This is a genomic window from Nocardioides sp. GCM10027114, from assembly GCF_042659625.1.
Lineage (GTDB): Bacteria > Actinomycetota > Actinomycetes > Propionibacteriales > Nocardioidaceae > Nocardioides.
This window is the reverse complement of the sequence record NZ_JBHSSS010000025.1, coordinates 1-17,204: the sequence shown is the minus strand read 5'-3', so window position 1 is coordinate 17,204 and position 17,204 is coordinate 1. Positions and strand designations below refer to the sequence as shown.

Below are 17,204 nucleotides of genomic sequence, written 5' to 3'. Positions count from 1 at the left end.
GTGGAGTGGCCGGCGACGGAGTCGGATCGGGCCTGACGCCGGTCTCACCTCGCGACGGGGTCGGTCGTTCCCGGCGGTCGGCGGGTCCACCGCCGACCAGCCGCCTGAGCAGTCGGACCAGCCAGGTCACGATCGGCTACCCGTCGCCCCCGTCGGGCAGGAGCCCTCACGGACCATCACCGGTTCTCGCCCTGCCTGAGGAACAGGAAGATCTCCAGCCGGGCCTTCCCCAGCGGCAGCGTTCCATCCCAGAAGGCACGCGTCGGGACCTTGCCGCGGAACACCTTCTTGTCGGCGCAGCCTAGCTCGCGGCCGATGGCTCGGGCTACGTTCTGCCCCGACGTCACCTCGGGGGCCCCACCGAAGATGAGAACGAGTGCAGCACGCTCCCCACGGACCGGCCCGAGCCCCCGCTTGACGCTGGCGCAGACCGCTCGCCGTTGGGGTGGGGTGAGGGACAGCCCTCTGGCAAGCAGCGGACCGTTCACGTCGACCAACACGGACGTCGGCTCGGTCTTCATGCCGACGATGGGCGGGATCTTGGGCTCGGGCTCCGGCGGAGGCGGCGGCGTATAGGCAACCGCCGAGCCGAGCCCGACGATGAACAGAACGAGCAGCAGGTCCGCGAACACCCACCCGGCCACGGACTCGACAGTGAAGAGGCGACCACGCCTGCCTGCATCGGCGGCCATGTCAGGCGCCGGTCACGACACCGTCGGTGTCGCTCGCCAGGGTGAGTCGCCGCAGCATCCGCTCAGCCGCGTCGCGGGCGCCGCTGAGTTCGGAGGCCTGTCCCTGCAGCGCACCCTCGTGACGCAGCAGTGCCGACTCGATACCGTCCACAGCCGCACGGATGTCAGCGATGGCAGCGATGAACTCGGCCCGGGTGGTGGCGTTGTCGTCCGTCATGGCAGCGATCTGCTGGCTGAGTGAGGTCGCGGCCTCGGCGTTCCTCGCGGCGCTGGCACCGATCCCGTCGACCGCGCCGTGTAGCGAGTCGCCAGCTCGACGGATCCCTTCCACGGCGTCGTCACGGAACTCCGCGAAGCGCACCCCCATGGCCGACTCGAGCTCGGACAGCGACTCGCGCAGACCGTCCCGGAGCTGCTTCGCCGCGTCGTCGGCCGAATTCTGGGCGGCGCGCACGGTCGAGGTGACGTTCTGCTCCAGCTGCGCTGCGGCCGTGGTGACCTTCTGTTCCAGCTGCGAGGTGGCGGACGTGACGTTCTGGTCGACCTGCGACATGGTCGCGGTCACTCTCTGCTCGACGGCCGCCATCGACGACGTCACTGCTGTCTCGACTGTCTGGAGGGACGTGGTGACCGCGGTCTGGTGCCGCTCCGCGGTCGTGTTCAGCTGCGTCTGGAGCTCCGCGGCGCTCGCGATGAGGCGCTGGGTGTCCTCCCCCGCCCTCTTCGCCGACTCCACCAGCTCACCGACGCTGGAGCTCACCGCGGTCGAGGTCTCGGTCAGCTCGACGATGACGCGCCGGGCGGCCTCGTGTGCCTCCCGCAGCTTCTTCATCGACGACTTGATGATCCCCTCGACGCGCAACGGGTGATTCGCGCGGCGGGCGCTGAGGATCACTTGGGCGCTGGTCAGCACCGCCACCAGCTCACGCTGCGCGTCGCGGGCAGCCTGCTCCTCACTACGTACGTTGTAGCCCGCCACCAGGCGGTGAGCCACCAGGCTGAGGATCGCGAAGGCGATGAGAAGCACCGACCACATGCCCATGGGAACCAGCTGGTGATCACCCGTCAGCCGGCCCTCGAAACCGGTGGTCCAGAGCGACAGGAACGTCCGCCCCTCCGGCTCCTCTCCCGCGCGGATCATCTGCTCGTACGCGTCCGAGGCCCGGTGGAAGCTCAGCCAGGTCCAACCGACCGGAAGAAAGACCGAGACGCCGGCCAGCACGCCAAGCAAGCGTTCCACGACGTTCCTGTGCCGGAGATGGGCGGTCGAGTTCGCCGGGAAGGCCGCGAACAGGTCCACATCCGCCCAGCTGTCGCCCTCCGGCGACGCGATGTCCGCGGCGAGAGCATTGAGGTCCTCGGCCCTGCTGTCGAAACGCGGGTCTCGGGCCAGATCGCGGAGCTGGTCCGCGCAGCGCCTTGCTTCCTCGTCAGACATGAATGCCGCCCCCGATCCGGCCTCCCACAGTCGGCCCCACCTGTTGATTGCTCTCCGAAGCCGGGCAGCACGAGACGCCCCCAGCACGAATCAGTCCCCGCGGACGACCCTAAAGCAAAGTTTCATCGCCCACCGAGGTTTGCCCGAGAAGGTTGGCTGGACCGGCGGCTCACCCGATCTCGCCGATCAGCGCCAGACGTATCCGCACTCGTTGCAGCGGAAAGACCGCGTCCTCGCCGGCTTCTCGACGCTGGCCTTGTTCCCTGCGGCGTCGACAAAGTGGAATCCGTGTCTGTCTCGCGTGGGCGGCTCACAGTCTCGTGACCCGCAGTCGACGCAGATGACGTCTTCTTCTTCGTTGTAGTAGCTCATGCCCAGCGCACCCCCGTAAGCGCGACGACGGATCAGGCTTCGCCTGCCATGTTCCTCCTGGGACAGCGAATGCGACAGGATCGTGATCCGTTCAACCATCACCCTCGGATCACCGAAGTCTCAGGTTCTGGGTCGATCCGCCGTCTCACTAGACGTCAGTTCCAAGCTCATCAAGCGCGTCAGTCCGACGCAGGGGTTCCGCTTGACATTCGCGTCAGCTCGATGAGCAGGTCGCGATGACTGGCGATGTCATCCTTGGTGAGGCGGATTCGGTACCGCCCCCAGCGCTTGTCGTACTCCATGCGGTCAATGCCTGCTTCGTCCAGGCGCACGGTGAGTTCGTCTGTCCGCGGGATGCGGAACTCAGCGATAAGGAAGTCCTTCCGTGCACGGAACGTCACGAAGTTGTCCACTACTCCGCTTCGCGTGAGCCCCATGTAGAACTTGTTGTACTTGAGGGCCTGCCCAGGAGTCACTTCGTTGACCAGGGCAAGCATCTTGTCTGCGAGGGCCACTGTGGCTGGTGAGCCCTTGGCTTCCCAGTACGCGCGGTCGGTTGCCTGCCCGGGTTCGTCCTCTTCCTCCGTCCCGAGCGCCATAAGGTCCAAAACGGTCATAGCGTTCAGGGTGAGGACACCCCCGACCTCGAGGGCACGCATCTGCACGGCAATCAGGGGGATTGACTTGTTGAACAAGTTGATGACGTTCAGAAACCGGCTGGTGATGTCTTCCGCGACGAGCACGGCGACGTGCTCGTACTGCGGGTAGCGAGACTTCTCGATGTCCCAATATTCGATGGTGCGGATGATGTGCGCCTCGTCGGTGGCTCCGAGCTGGATCTCGACCTCGTATCGGGTGCCCGTGTCGGGGTCGGACAGAAGAAGATCAAGACGTCCGGCGCGAGGCTGGCGACGTTCAACGTCTTTCACGATGAGGTCACCGAGACCGAGGATGGTGGCGTCTTCCGCTATGCGCTCTTGCAGCCACTTCTCGTTGTAGACCGGGTGAGCCTTGAGACTGACGGGGGTCGCTTTCTGGTACTGCACTGTTGGCCCCTCCGTCCGCTCATTCGCAGGGATCGATCCCGGCAATGGGGCTGTCGCGTTTGCGTGTATGGGCAGGCTAGCTGCCCGGCCGGCAGCGCGCCGACAGACGCAGCTCTGACTGCTATGCCTCGATTCGACAATCAACAGCGTCGGCGCGGCGAAACTTGTCGCGAAACCGCACCGATCTCGCCCACGGCATCAGCCCAAGCACCGCGCTCGTGCCAGCAGGCGAGCATCCCGCCCCGCGGCGCTGATCCGGCCTCAGCTCGAGCTCGACTCGAGTCGTCCGATGGCCAATGAACGGCACGAAGGGCCGGGACCCGCAGGTCCCGGCCCTTCGAGGCGCGTCCATCAGACTTGTCGAGCAAAGAGCGCGGAGAGAGCGCCCTGGCTTGAGATCTGGCTCAGCTGCAACCGCTGGTGCTGCCGCAGCCCTCGCAGACGTAGCAGGAGCCGGCGGGGCGCATCTTGGTGCCGCAGGTGAAGCAGAGCGGGCTGTCGACGGCGGTGCCGGTGATCTTCTCCAGGAGCTCCGCGGAGGTGTGGGCCTCCTTGGGGGCGGGCTTGGCGGTCTCGACGATCTCCGCGTCGACCGTGTTGGTCTCGACGGGCTCGACCTCCGTGTGGTCGCTGTCGGCGCTCCGCGACGACGTGGTGCCCCGCGCCGCTTCCACGAGCTCGGAGGCGGAGCCGGTCTCCTCGAGGGGCTCGTAGGAGCCGGTCTCGAGGTGGCGCTGGCGCTCCTCGGCGGAGTAGATGCCCAGGGCCGAGCGGGACTCGAAGGGCAGGTAGTCCAGCGCGAGGCGGCGGAAGATGTAGTCCATGATCGACTGCGCCATCCGCACGTCCGGGTCGTCGGTGAGGCCGGCCGGCTCGAAGCGCAGGTTGGTGAACTTCGAGACGTAGGTCTCCAGCGGGACGCCGTACTGCAGGCCGATGCTGACCGCGATCGAGAACGCGTCCATCACGCCGGCCAGGGTCGAGCCCTGCTTGCCGAGCTTGAGGAACACCTCGCCCAGCTCGCCGTCGTCGTGGGCACCGGAGGTCATGTACCCCTCGGCGCCACCGACGGTGAAGCTGGTGGTGCGGGACGTGCGGGACTTCGGCAGCCGCTTGCGGGTCGGCGCGTAGACGATCTTCTCGACGACCTTGGTCGCCTCCTCGACGGCCTCGGTGACCTTGGCGGACGCGGACTCGCCCTTGTTCTCGCCCTTGCCGGACGAAAGCGGCTGGCCCACCTTGCAGTTGTCGCGGTAGATCGCGGTCGCCTTCAGGCCGAGCTTCCAGGACTGCAGGTAGATGTCCTCGATCTCCTCCACGGTCGCCGTCTCCGGCAGGTTGACCGTCTTGGAGATGGCGCCGGACAGGAACGGCTGGCAGGCCGCCATCATCCGCACGTGGCCCATCGGCTTGAGCGCGCGGGCGCCCATCGCGGTGTCGAAGACCTCGTAGTGCTCGGTCTTCAGGCCCGGCGCGTCGATCACGTGGCCGTGCTCGGCGATGTAGGCGACGATCGCCTCGACCTGCTCCGGCTGGTAGCCGAGCTTGCGCAGCGCCCGCGGGATCGTCTGGTTGACGATCTGCATCGAGCCGCCGCCGACGAGCTTCTTGAACTTCACCAGCGAGAAGTCGGGCTCGATGCCGGTGGTGTCGCAGTCCATCATGAAGCCGATGGTCCCGGTGGGGGCGAGCACCGACGCCTGGGCGTTGCGGAAGCCGTGCTCCTCGCCCAGCGTCTGCACGTCGGCCCACGCCTTGGTGGCGAGCTTGTGGACCTGCGCGTCGGCGACGTGGAGGGTGCGGACCGCGTCGTTGGCGGCCTGGTGCTTGCGCATCACCCGCTTGTGGGCGTCGGCGTTGCGGGCGTAGCCGGCGTACGGGCCGACGATCCCGGCGAGCTCGGCCGAGCGCTTGTAGGAGACGCCGGTCATCAGCGAGGTGATGGTCGCCGCCATCGCCCGGCCGCCGTCGGAGTCGTAGCCCAGGCCCATCGCCATCAGCAGCGCGCCGAGGTTGGCGTACCCGATGCCGAGCTGCCTGTAATCACGAGTAGTCGCGCCGATGCTCTCGGTCGGGAAGTCGGCGAAGCAGATGGAGATGTCCATCGCGGTGATGATCACCTCGACGGCCTTGGCGAACAGCTCGGCGTCGAAGGTGTCGTCGTCCTTGAGGAACTTCAGCAGGTTCAGCGACGCGAGGTTGCAGGACGAGTTGTCGAGCGACATGTACTCCGAGCACGGGTTGGACGCGGTGATCCGGCCGGTCTCGGGGTTGGTGTGCCAGTCGTTGATGGTGTCGTCGTACTGCAGGCCCGGGTCGGCGCACTCCCAGGCGGCCTTGCTGATCTTGCGGAACAGCTCGCGGGCGTCGACCTTCTCGATGACCTCGCCGGTCATCCGGGCGCGCAGCCCGAACTCGGTGCCGTCCTCGACCGCGCGCATGAACTCGTCGCTGACGCGGACGGAGTTGTTGGCGTTCTGGTACTGGACGGAGGTGATGTCGGCGCCGCCGAGGTCCATGTCGAACCCGGCGTCGCGCAGCGCGCGGATCTTGTCCTCCTCGCGCGCCTTGGTCTCGACGAACTCCTCGATGTCGGGGTGGTCGACGTCGAGGACGACCATCTTCGCAGCGCGGCGGGTGGCGCCGCCGGACTTGATGGTGCCGGCGGAGGCGTCGGCGCCGCGCATGAAGGAGACCGGGCCGGAGGCGGTGCCGCCGGAGGAGAGCAGCTCCTTGGAGGAGCGGATGCGGGAGAGGTTCAGGCCGGCGCCGGAGCCGCCCTTGAAGATGAAGCCCTCCTCCTTGTACCAGTTGAGGATCGAGTCCATCGAGTCGTCGACCGAGAGGATGAAGCAGGCCGAGACCTGCTGCGGCGACGGGGTGCCGACGTTGAACCAGACCGGGGAGTTGAACGAGAAGTACTGGTGGGCGAGCAGCCAGGTGAGCTCGTGCTCGAAGACCTCGGCGTCGGCCTTCGACTCGAAGTAGCCGTGCTCGATGCCGGCCTTCGTGTAGGTGTGCACGACCCGGTCGATGAGCTGCTTGAGGCTCCACTCGCGGGCGTCGGTGCCGACGGCGCCGCGGAAGTACTTGGTGGTGACGATCGTGGAGGCGTTGACCGACCAGAAGTCGGGGAACTCCACACCGCGCTGCTCGAAGACCGCCTCACCGGTCTTCCAGTTCGTCTGCACGACGTCGCGGCGCTCCCACGTGATCTCGTCGTACGGGTGGACGCCCTCGGTGCTGAAGACCCGGTCGATCTTCAGCCCGGTCCGGGCTCCGGCGCCGCTCACCGTCTCGGTCATGGATGCTCCTCTGCTCCCCTGGTTGGTGCTCTGGCTGATGCTCTTCATGCCCTGCTTGATGCTCTGTTTGAAACTGGGCTGGCGTCGTCTCACGTGCTCTCGGTTCTGCAATCAATGGTGGCTCCGGCCACCGACACAGTTGGTTCGCCCGGCGCATGCAGCTTCCCCACTACACACGCCGGGCGGTCTGGGTCAGCCCGTCGGCGCGGGCTGAGGGGGTGGGGCGTCGGCGAGCTCCGCGGGGGAGTCCGGCGTACGACGCTCCGCGCGCAGCAGCGCGATCTCGTGCTCGAAGTCGTCCACGGACTCGAAGGCCCGGTAGACGGAGGCGAACCGCAGGTAGGCCACCTCGTCGAGCTGGCGCAGCGGGCCGAGGATGGCCAGGCCCACCTCGTGGGCCGGGATCTCGGCGGCGCCCTCGAGCCGCAGCGCGTCCTCGACCGCCTGGCCGAGGCAGGCGAGCTGGTCCTCGGTGACCGGGCGACCCTTGCAGGCCTTCCGGACGCCGGAGATCGCCTTCGCCCGGGTGAACGGCTCGGTCGCGCCGGACCGCTTCACCACGCTGAGCTGCATCTGCTCCACGGTCGTGAACCGCTTCGTGCACGCCGAGCACTGCCGGCGGCGGCGGATCGAGGACCCGTCGTCGGCGACGCGGGAGTCGAGGACCCGGGTGTCGGTGCTGCGGCAGAACGGGCAGTGCATCCGGGGCCTCCTTCCGGGGTCGACGAGGACACCCCGAGGGGTGTGCGGTGGGTTGTGGAAAACAGTGCTGTTGCTGTGTAGAACAACCAGTCACCTGTGGGGCTTCCGCACCAGCTTGTGAACTAGATGTGGATAACTACACCGGTGTAAGTACTAGATGTTGTGGTTACCGTACGCGCCAACCCCAAGGCCGTGCAAGCGGAACGCGGCAACTCGAGAGGCCCAGATCACACCCTCGGTAAAGTCGCAGGTCAGCGGCTTGTCGCGGCCCGGAAATAGCCCGTTCGGACTATGCGGCAGGGGCGGGTCGCGGGGGTGAGAATGGGGGTGCGCGGGGTCGCAGGAGGAACGTGATCATGACCTCGTCCCGGCACTACGTGATCAAGGGGTTGAGCGACCACCAGCGGCGGGTCCGGGTGTGGTCCGCGCGGCCGATCCCGTTCGAGACTCCCCCGGCCGCTCCGTGGCTCCGAGACCTGGTCGACGACCTCCGGGACGCGCTCGCGCAGGTGCACGTCACGGCCGACGAGGCGCTGTGCGGCTACTACGACAGCGCCGAGGACGTCGCCTGCGACGTGGAGAACCGGCTCTTCACCAACCCCGGCCGCGCGATCCCGCCCGTCGCCCGGCTGCGGTTCGAGCGGGGGCCCGGGACGCCGCCGGGGGCGCCGTCCGCGCTGGACGGGGCGGGCGAGCGAGCGTTCTACGAGTACGACGTCGACGGCCGCTGGCACCACTGGCGGCCGGACGCGGTGCTGGTTTCGTGGGAGCGCCTCGAGCACCGAGGGCGAAGCGACGACACCGCCAAGCCGTGGTGGGTGACGATGCGCCGGGGGATGGTCGGCGACCAGGTGCACCGCCCGACCGAGGTCCATCAGCCGCCGGAGGAGTTCGGCGTCCGGCTGGTCGTCCACCTGCCGGCGGGCCGCAGGCGCAGCGCCAAGGCGGTGAGCGAGCAGGTCGTCGACGGCGTTCTCGCGGCCTTCCACCCGGTCCCCTCCCCCGCGGCCGTCGCCGACCCGCTGGCCGCTGCACTGCCTGACGAGGAACCCGAAGAGCTCCGGCTGCTGCTCGATCAGGAGCCGTGGCCGCTGCTGTTCACCTCACCAGCGCTGCGGGTGAGCCCGCGTGGCCGGGTCGTGGTCAGCCCCGAGGACCACCGCTGCGTGCTCGGCGACGTCGCCGTCCGGGACGACTCCACGTCGCAGGGCGTGCAGCTGAGCGGCGCGCTGGTCACGGTGCGTCGAGTCGAGCCGGCCGACGCCTGAGCGGTCAGCCGGCGGAGGTGCGCGGGGCGACCACGTCGAGGGTGAACCAGGCGGTCGTGCCGACCGCGTCGCGCTCGGTCCCCCAGCGGTCGGCGAGGGCGTCGACGAGGGTGAGGCCGCGGCCGAAGACGCGCAGCGGGTCGTCGTCCGGGACCGGCCGGTGGACGGGGGCGTCCGCCTCCACCGGCGGGCCGCCGCCGTGGTCGCGGAGGACCACCGTCAGCACGCCGCCGTCGAGCCCGACGGTCAGCTCCGCGCTCGCCCGGGCGTGCATGATCACGTTGTTCACCAGCTCGGAGAGGCACAGCTGGGCGTTGTCGGAGATGTCGTCGTCGACCGCCCACTCGGCCAGCCGGCCGCGCAGGAACCGGCGGGCCTCCCCCGCCGACTGCGGGTCGTGGTCGAGCGAGCAGCGCGCCACGTGCCCCTCGGCCTGCAGCCCCACGCCCCGCACGTCCGGGCGGGGCGACCCGTGCCGGCCGCCGGCGGCGGCGGTGACGCGGCGTACGGCGTCGGAGATCCGGCGGGCGGCCGAGTCGTAGACCCGCCGCTGGTCGTCGGTGAACGCCTGGTCGGTGTCGAAGAACAGGATCAGCCCGCCCAGCGGGGCGCCGTTGCCGGGCAGCGGGACCGCCGCCATGGCGCGGGTGCCCTCGTCGCGCTGCCGGGCGACGACGCCGGCGAACCGCTTCTCGAGCTCCTCGAGGCTGCCGATCTCGGGCCGGCCGGTCCGGGCGACGGTGTTGAGCGGGACGTCGTCGTAGGCGTCGATGTGGCACCACGGCAGCAGCCCCGGCTGCAGGCCCGGGCCGACCCAGTCGGACGCCAGGAACTGCAGTCGCCGGCCGGCGCCCTCGGTGAACGCCACGCCGGCGCGGCGGACGCCGGGAAGCAGCGCGAGGTGGGTCAGGCAGGCGCGGGCGACGCCGTCGAGGTCGGCGGTCGGGGCCAGCACCTCGTCGAGCCGGGCGACGTGCGCGACCGAGGCCCGGAGGGCGTCTCCCCCCGGATCGTAGAGCGACCGCTCCATCCCCACCCCATCAGGTTAAAGGACCTGCGTTCTCGCCGGTCCACCGCAATCCGTGCCCGGTCATGGGTCATGATGTGCCGGTGGGTCAGGGAGGAAAGCGGGTGGGACCGCGCAAGAGGCGGTCGTCGTTCGACGCCGCCCTGCTGGGGCTCGCCCTGGGGGTCACGCTGCTGGTGGTGGCCTGGGGCTACCTCGTGAAGGCGGCCATCGACTTCGGTACGTCGGCGCGCAGCGGCGAGCCCGCCGCGTGGGCGTTCCTGGGCCTCGCGTCGCTCGGCGCGGTGGCCTGCCTGTTCGTCGGGCTGATGCTGGTCGCCCGGATCACCCGCCGGCTCGGGATCACCCGTGACCCCGAGGAGGGGCCGCTGGCGCCGGTACGCCGGATCGAGCTGCGGGCGGACGTCACCGAGGCAGCTGGGGACACCGCGGACGACACCGCCGAGGTCCCCGTGGCGCGGCTGGCCGGCGGCCGCCGCGCTGCCCGCTGACCGCTGGTCCTGCTGCTGGTGCCTGGCCGGGGGCGGCCGTCAGCCCGGCACGCGGGCGGCGGCGAGCACGTCGCGGAACTTCTCGTAGCGCGCCTCGACGTCCTGCCGGTCGCCCTGCTGCGGCACGACCTGTCCGGCCCGCTCGCGGACCAGGTCGGCCTGCTCGTGCAGCGCGTCGTACTGGTCGGCGGTCGCGGCGCTGAGCACGATCTCGGTTAGCGCCTCGAGCAGCCGCAGGTAGACCATCACGTGGTAGTCGGCCGACTGCCGGATCGGGTCGTAGGCCTCGCGCACCAGCCGGTGGAAGGTGATCGGCGCGCCCATCAACAGCCGGGTCGTGCCGTCGGAGTCGGCGAGGGCCCGCGGCGGCATCTCCTCGCCGGCGATGTCGCAGAGCCCGGCGGCGAGGTGGTTGACGCAGGCGCAGCCGGTGAACGGGTCGTTCAGCGACGGCGAGAGCGCCCGGACCGCGACCTCGGTCAGCTGGGCCATCGGGAACTCAGCGTCCTGGCCGTGCTCGCGCCGCGACCCGAGCCGGAAGGCGCGGACGATGTCCTGGAGCAGGTCGGTCCCGACGTCCTCGCCCGAGCCGTCGCGGCGCCAGACCGTGACCAGCGGGGTGGACGCGACGGCGAACTTCCCGGGGCGGGTCTCCAGGCGTAGCAGCAGGTCGTGCTTCGCCGCGATGGCGAGGAGCCGTTCGACGTCGATGGACTGCACGTAGCCGGGATAGCCGGGGCGGGCGTGCCACTCCTTGCCCTGCGGGTTGAACAGGTCGGGGTCGGAGGGCCGGGCTTCGGGGAACTCGTCGAGGTTCGGGAAGAGTCGGGTGGCGCGGTAGTGCAGGTCGCGGGAGATGGTCCGGGTCAGGCTCATGACCTGGATCGAGGTCGCGATGTGGTGGATGAAGTAGATGAGGACCAGCACCGCAGCCACGGCGAAGACCATCGCCAGGCTGACCGAGATGTTGGGCACCCGGCCCGGGCTCATCCGGACCTGCCGCTGCACCAGCACGGCGTACAGGAAGACGGCGAGGAAGGTGCCGATCGTGGCCTGGTTGCCGCGGTCGCGGACGAAGTTGGTGAGCATCCGCGGCCCGAACTGCTGGCTCGCCAGCGTCATCGCGACGATCGTGATGGAGAAGACCGTCGCCGCGACGGTGACCATCGAGGCCGACACCGTCGACAGCAGCACGCGCGCGCCGTCGGGGCCGCCGTTGTAGAGCAGCCCGCCGACCGTCCCGGAGAACTCGTCGTCGATGTTGAGGGTGATGTAGGCCAGCGCCGCGGCCGAGACCGTCATCAGCACCGGCAGGAACCAGAAGCTCGCGCGCAGGCTCTCCGCCAGGTCGTGCAGGCGCGTCCTCACATGGCCTCCTCGGCGTCGCCCCACCCGCCCCTCCGACGGGCACCCTCGGCAACCTATCGCGCCCGCGGTCACGTCCGGCCCGGATCGACCGGCCTGCCCCACCCGGCCTGCCCCACCTGACCAGCCCGTCCGGGCTCTGGCGGACGGTTGCGGAACGGGACCAGACTCGGCCGGAGTAGCAGCCGGAACCGCCACACATCCGAAGAGCCTGGCCCGCAGGGGCCGGCCTCGAGCGAGGAACGAGGCGGAAGGCATGCGGCACCTCAGAACGACACTCATGGCTGCTGGAGCGGCCGTCCTCATCTCGGCTGGGCTGGCGCCCGCGCCGGCCAGCGCGGCGCTGCCGCCGGACGTCGAGATCACGTTCACCGGCGAGGCGACGGGCGCCAAGCCCAACGGGTACTCGAGCGCCGAGGCGCCCAACGTGCAGTTCTTCGACACGGTGGGCGCCGATCTCCAGGTCGATGACTTCGGGGTGCAGAGCAACGGGCTGGGGCTGTTGGCGGTGGGGGACGACGCCAGCGCGATCGAGATCCGCCTGCCGAATCCGACCACGGGCATCAGTCTGGCCTTCGGCAACGATGACCCGGGCTTCTCGGACAAGACAGACCAAGCCCAGCTCAAGGTCTTCCGAGGGGCCGACCTCGTCGGGACCCGAACCATGACCATCAACTCGAACGACGAGATGGATCAGCGCATCGGGATCTCGGGGACCGACCTCTTCAACCGGGCGATCTTCCAGTACGTCGACGCCGCCGGAGCTCCCAACATCCTGTGGGAGCTCGTGGACGACATCCGGATCGAGCCGATCTGCACCGTGCTCGGCACGCCGGGCAACGACCTGCTGCTCGGCACCGCGGACTCCGACGTGATCTGCGGCGACGACGGCAACGACCGGATCCGGGCCTTCGGCGGGGATGACCTGATCTTCCCGGGCGACGGCAACGACCGGACCCGGGCCGGCGGCGGAGCCGACTTCGTCCAGGACGCCCGGGGAGCGGACCTGATCAAGGGCGGCGCGGGCCCCGACGACGTGCGCGGCGCGGGCGGTCCCGACGATGTGTACGGCAACGGGGCTCGTGACCGGCTGTTCGGCGGTCCCGGGCCGGACTTCCTGAACGGCGGCGCGGCACGTGACCGGTGCGACGGCGGCGTCGGCAAGGACCAGCAGAAGAAGTGCGAGCGGAAGCGACGGATCCCGTAGGGGGATCCGTCCTGGACGCGACTCGGGCGGGACCGCCTCTTCCCCAAGAGCGGTCCCGCCCGTCGTCTTCCCCTGATCCGCCGGCCGGGGTCGAGGCGGCCGGCGGACGACTGTGGTCAGCCGGCGCTGGCGCCGGTGACGGGAATGCGCAGCTTCTGGCCGGCGAGGAGCATCCCCGAGTCGAGCCGGTTGAGCCGCTGGATGCGCTCGACCATCGCGTTGACGTCGCCGTCGACGGTGACGGCGGCCGCGAGGTCGTAGAGCGTGTCGCCCGGGGCGACCTGGACGACGGTGGTCGGCTCGGCCTGGCCGGGTCGCTCGGTGGCGACCGAGCCGGCGCCCCAGAAGAAGCCGAGCAGCAGCACCATCGCCAGCGCGCCGAGGAGCACCACCACACGGCCGCGGCGGGTGAGCCGGACCTGGCCGGGCTGGGCTGGGCGGGTCTGGGCCGGGCGCGCGCTGCTGACCGGGCGGGCCGGGCGGCTCGGGCGGACAGCGCGGAAGTCGCGGGCCGGGACGGCGGTGGGGGCGAACGAGATGCTGCTCATGAGGACCTCCTGGGGAAGCGGCGGTCAGCCTTCGGTCGGTGACGAGGGACTGTCTAACCGCGACCACCGACAAGCCGGTTTGCCCGCCTCCGGGGCTGGTCGTCGATCAGACGTTCGATCGATCACGTGTTCGAAGGTAGAGCAGGTGTTCGAACAAGATCAAGCAACACGCCGAACAGATGTTCGAGCGTGTCGCGGCTCGACTTCGGCCAGGGCCCTGCGCGGGTGCGGGGATTTCGAGGCTCGGCGCCGGCGCGCCTCGCACCTCAACCACCGGTGCCGCTCACCGGTGCGGGGCGGCGACCACACGGTGGTCGAGCCCGTCGAGACCTCACCCCACGCCCACGGGCGCCGGTCCATACAGCGGCGGATATTCGGAAGCGTCGGGACGCTCCGCGTCCTAGCGTGCTGCTCCCCCGACCCGCCCTTCACGGCCCGCGATCAGCGGCGCCCTGGGGAGCACCCGGGGGCTGTCAGGCAGTGCGCTGCCACGGCCACCCATCCCCGGCCTCACCCGGGGGTGGGTGGTTCCGTGTCAGGCCCCTCTGAGCCGGGCGCGCTCCTGCTTCGCGATCGCTCGCTTGCCCATCAGCTCGAAGAGCCCCAGCGCGTGCCGCGACACCGACGGCGCGAGCCCGCTGGCGCGCACGAGGGCGCCGCGCCAGCCGGGGACGGACAGGATGACCCGGTTCGACCCGACGAGGCCGACCGCCTCGCGGGCGACCTCCTCGACGGTGAGGATCCGGCCGCCCGAGTGGGCGAGCCGGGAGCCCAGCGAGTCGTGGGTGTGCCCCTCGGTCAGCATCGCCGTCTGCACCACGTCCGGGCAGACGGCGTGCACCCGCACCCGCCGCGGCGTCTCCAGGTCGACCGACGCCGACAGCGAGACGACCGCGGCCTTGGTGGCGGCGTACGCCGCGTAGCCCGGCACCGGGCAGAGCCCGGACAGCGAGGCGGTGTTGACGATGTCGCCGCCCTGCTCGCCGAACGCGTCGATGGCGGCGCGGGTGCCCCACATCGTGCCGAGCAGGTTGACCTCGACGAGCCGGCGGACCTGCTCCTCGGACTGCTCCGCGAGCCGGCCGTCGTCGCCGACGCCGGCGTTGTTGAACCACGCGGTCAGCACGCCGTACGACGCGGCGGCTTCCGCAGCGGCGCGGTGACCCTCGGGGTCGCGGACGTCGTGCGCGAGGCCCTCGGCGGCACCGACCTCCGCGGCCGTCTCCGCCGCGGCCGCACCGTCGACGTCGGTGACCACCACCCGGTGGCCGCGTGCCACCATCAGCTCGGCGATCCCGCGCCCGATGCCGCGGGCCCCTCCAGTGACGACGCAGCTGGTCTCCGCCCTGGTCTCCATGGGCGAGGAGTCAACCAGAGCCCTGCGCCCGTGCGGGGATCTCGAGGCTCGGCGCCGGGGCGCCTCGCACCTCGATCACCGGCTTCGCTGCGGGCGGCGGCGGTGCGGCGTACCGTCCCGGGCATGACCGGCACCACCGTCACCGACCCGCGGGTCGGGCCCGTCGAGGACAACCTCGTCGACTTCACCACGGTGCTGGCGTCGATGCCCGGGATCGGCACCGACGACCAGCCCGACGCGCTGACCTACTTCTGCGACGTCCCGTTCCCGCTCTACAACGGCGTCGTCGCGGCGCGCTTCCCGGCGGACCGCGCCGCGGAGCGGACCCGCGCGGTCCTCGGGCCGTTCCTCGAGCGCGGCCTGCCGTTCTCCTGGGTGGCGACGCCGTCGCACACCAGCCCGGGGATCGAGGCCGCGCTGGTCGAGGCCGGGCTGGAGGTGGACGTGGCCCCCGGCATGCACCGCCGGCTCGACGGCCCTGACCCGGACGTCGCGCTCACCCCCGGGCTCGAGATCCGCCGCGTCGGCCCGGGCGACCACGATCGGCTGCTACCCGTGCTGTTCGAGGTGTTCGGGTTCCCCGACTTCGCGCAGCCGATGATGACCCGGGCGATGACCGAGCTGCCGACGGACCGGATGAGCCACGTCCTCGCCACCGTGGACGGGGAGCCGGTCGGCGGCGGCACACTGTGGCTCCACGGCCGGGTGGCCGGGCTCTACAACATCGCCGTGCTGGAGCCCTTCCGCGGGCGCGGAATCGGGTACGCCGTCACGGCGACCCTGCTCGACCTCGCACGCGAGCGGGGGTGCACCGAGGCCGTGCTGCACTCCTCCGACCTGGGGCGGTCGGTCTACGAGCGGCTGGGGTTCGTCGAGGTGTGCCAGGTGCCGCAGTACGTGTGGTCGCCGGAGTAGGCGCCCTGCTCCTCTTCCGGGGTTTCGAGGCTCGCTGCGCTCGCACCTCAACCACCGATGCCACTTAGGCTCACCGCACTTGTGCGCAACCGCAGGTCGGAGGCCGTCCACCAGCTGCCGTTGCGCACGCGGGCACCATCAGCCACAGGTCTCGACGGGCTCGACCGGCGTACCTCGGCGCCCTGCTCCTCTCACCGGATCCGCCGGCGTAGCAGATCGGGCCGACACGCCTGTTCGAACAGATGTTTGAAGTCCGGGGCTCGGCGCACTAGCGTTCTTCGTGACGGGTCGGGGACCGCCGGGTTCCCGCACCCAGCCGAGCCCATGCTGACCGGAAGGCACGACCCATGGCGAAGAAGAAGGTGTCCGAGCTGCCGGACGGCCCGCCCGACGCGACCGGCCTGACGCCGCGCCAGCAGCGCGTCCTCGCCCACATCAAGGACTCCATCGAGAAGCGGGGCTACCCGCCCAGCATGCGCGAGATCGGCGAGGCCGTGGGCCTCACCAGCTCCTCGAGCGTCGCCCACCAGCTCAAGGTGCTGGAGGAGAAGGGGTTCCTCAAGCGCGACCCCCACCGGCCGCGCGCGATCGAGGTCTTCCTGCCCGAGGTGATGGCGGCCCGCCGCTCCATCAGCTCGGCCGACGAGTCCTCGATCGACGAGACCGGGGTCGGCGACGCCGCGCCCGCCGCGTCGTACGTCCCGGTCGTCGGCCGGATCGCCGCCGGTGGCCCGATCCTGGCCGAGGAGCGGGTCGAGGACGTCTTCCCGCTGCCCAAGCAGCTCGTCGGCGACGGCCAGCTGTTTCTGCTCGAGGTCGCAGGCGACTCGATGGTCGACGCGGCGATCTGCCACGGCGACTACGTCGTGATCCGGCAGCAGCCCACTGCGGAGAACGGCGAGATCGTCGCGGCCATGATCGACGGCGAGGCCACGGTCAAGACCTTCCAGAAGAAGTCCGGCAAGGTCTGGCTGCTCCCCCACAACGAGGCCTACGAGCCGATCGATGGCACCAACGCCACGATCCTCGGAAAGGTCACCGCGGTGCTGCGCCGCGTCTGACCCCAGGCACCCGACCCACACGGACGGCGCCCGGCCGCTCACCTGAGCGGCCCGGGCGCCGTTCGTCTTGTACGGCCGCGCGGAGGGCCCGGGACCTTGTCCCCGACCTCGCGCGGGGGCCGCCCCACTATTGGGTACCCGCCCCCGGATCCGCCGACCTCGCGCGCCGGACCGACCTCCACTGGAAGGGTCGCCTGCGCGCGGAGGTGCCCATGGACAAGAGGTCCGTCGTCTCGGCTCTGGTGGTGACCACGCTCGCCACCTCCGTCGGCCTGACCGGGGCCGCCGCCGACGACGGCCGCGCCGACCGGACTCCGCCGGCGGCGACCGACCGGGCGCGCGCCGCGGCCGCCGCGCTGGACCGGGCGACGGCGCTGCTGACCGGCGCCGACCGCGCGCCCGACCGCGCG

At 70.5% G+C, this 17,204-nt stretch carries 15 protein-coding genes; 6 read left to right on the top strand and 9 right to left on the bottom strand.

Translation table 11 applies throughout. The features are described 5' to 3' along the window. Positions 1-176: 176 nt before the first annotated feature. The 5 genes from ACFP2E_RS13355 to nrdR form a co-directional block, all read right to left on the bottom strand. The gene (locus ACFP2E_RS13355; protein ID WP_378523964.1) at positions 177-644 is read right to left on the bottom strand and encodes a hypothetical protein; all 468 of its coding nucleotides are present in this window, start codon (positions 642-644) and stop codon (positions 177-179) included. A 49-nt stretch (positions 645-693) separates the two neighbouring features. Further along, positions 694-2,130 (bottom strand): hypothetical protein, encoded by a 1,437-nt coding sequence (locus ACFP2E_RS13350; RefSeq protein WP_378523962.1) that lies wholly within the window; start codon positions 2,128-2,130, stop codon positions 694-696. A gap of 551 nt (positions 2,131-2,681) precedes the next feature. Continuing rightward, positions 2,682-3,548, bottom strand: coding sequence for a hypothetical protein (locus ACFP2E_RS13345; protein ID WP_378523961.1), 867 nt, complete (start codon positions 3,546-3,548; stop codon positions 2,682-2,684). 404 nt (positions 3,549-3,952) lie between these two features. After that, on the bottom strand, positions 3,953-6,853 hold the full coding sequence (locus ACFP2E_RS13340) for a vitamin B12-dependent ribonucleotide reductase (RefSeq protein ID WP_378523960.1): 2,901 nt from the start codon (positions 6,851-6,853) through the stop codon (positions 3,953-3,955). Between the two features lie 192 nt (positions 6,854-7,045). Beyond that, positions 7,046-7,555, bottom strand: a complete 510-nt coding sequence (nrdR, locus tag ACFP2E_RS13335) for a transcriptional regulator NrdR (protein ID WP_378523959.1) — start codon at positions 7,553-7,555, stop codon at positions 7,046-7,048. Positions 7,556-7,911: 356 nt separating this feature from the next. Between nrdR and ACFP2E_RS13330 the strand changes: the two genes are divergently transcribed. After that, complete coding sequence (locus tag ACFP2E_RS13330) at positions 7,912-8,823, top strand: hypothetical protein (protein ID WP_378523958.1); 912 nt, start codon at positions 7,912-7,914, stop codon at positions 8,821-8,823. A gap of 4 nt (positions 8,824-8,827) precedes the next feature. Here the strand turns inward: ACFP2E_RS13330 and ACFP2E_RS13325 are convergent, their stop codons facing one another. Continuing rightward, positions 8,828-9,853: an ATP-binding protein gene (locus ACFP2E_RS13325; protein WP_378524180.1), complete on the bottom strand. Its 1,026-nt coding sequence runs from the start codon at positions 9,851-9,853 to the stop codon at positions 8,828-8,830. Positions 9,854-9,933: 80 nt separating this feature from the next. On the opposite strand from ACFP2E_RS13325, the gene ACFP2E_RS13320 reads away from it, so the two are divergent. Beyond that, entirely contained in the window at positions 9,934-10,341 is a 408-nt protein-coding gene (locus ACFP2E_RS13320; protein WP_378523957.1) for a hypothetical protein, read from the top strand. Positions 10,342-10,380: 39 nt separating this feature from the next. On the opposite strand, the gene ACFP2E_RS13315 is transcribed toward ACFP2E_RS13320, so the two are convergent. Beyond that, positions 10,381-11,709, bottom strand: a complete 1,329-nt coding sequence (locus ACFP2E_RS13315; protein WP_378523956.1) for a DUF2254 domain-containing protein — start codon at positions 11,707-11,709, stop codon at positions 10,381-10,383. A gap of 277 nt (positions 11,710-11,986) precedes the next feature. Here ACFP2E_RS13315 and ACFP2E_RS13310 point away from each other — a divergent pair, with 277 nt between their 5' ends. Then, positions 11,987-12,913 (top strand): calcium-binding protein, encoded by a 927-nt coding sequence (locus tag ACFP2E_RS13310; RefSeq protein WP_378523955.1) that lies wholly within the window; start codon positions 11,987-11,989, stop codon positions 12,911-12,913. A gap of 116 nt (positions 12,914-13,029) precedes the next feature. Here ACFP2E_RS13310 and ACFP2E_RS13305 read toward each other — a convergent pair whose 3' ends face one another. Both ACFP2E_RS13305 and ACFP2E_RS13300 read right to left on the bottom strand, forming a co-directional pair. Beyond that, entirely contained in the window at positions 13,030-13,461 is a 432-nt protein-coding gene (locus ACFP2E_RS13305; RefSeq protein ID WP_378523954.1) for a LysM peptidoglycan-binding domain-containing protein, read from the bottom strand. 535 nt (positions 13,462-13,996) lie between these two features. Next, positions 13,997-14,818 carry an SDR family NAD(P)-dependent oxidoreductase gene (locus ACFP2E_RS13300; protein ID WP_378523953.1) on the bottom strand — a complete coding sequence of 274 codons (822 nt, stop codon included), beginning with the start codon at positions 14,816-14,818 and terminating at the stop codon, positions 13,997-13,999. Between the two features lie 123 nt (positions 14,819-14,941). Here ACFP2E_RS13300 and ACFP2E_RS13295 point away from each other — a divergent pair, with 123 nt between their 5' ends. The 3 genes from ACFP2E_RS13295 to ACFP2E_RS13285 form a co-directional block, all read left to right on the top strand. After that, complete coding sequence (locus ACFP2E_RS13295) at positions 14,942-15,733, top strand: GNAT family N-acetyltransferase (protein ID WP_378523952.1); 792 nt, start codon at positions 14,942-14,944, stop codon at positions 15,731-15,733. 347 nt (positions 15,734-16,080) lie between these two features. Further along, positions 16,081-16,794, top strand: coding sequence for a transcriptional repressor LexA (lexA, locus tag ACFP2E_RS13290; RefSeq protein WP_378523950.1), 714 nt, complete (start codon positions 16,081-16,083; stop codon positions 16,792-16,794). A gap of 212 nt (positions 16,795-17,006) precedes the next feature. Further along, the coding region (locus tag ACFP2E_RS13285; protein WP_378539341.1) for a hypothetical protein at positions 17,007-17,204 on the top strand (198 nt) is incomplete at its 3' end.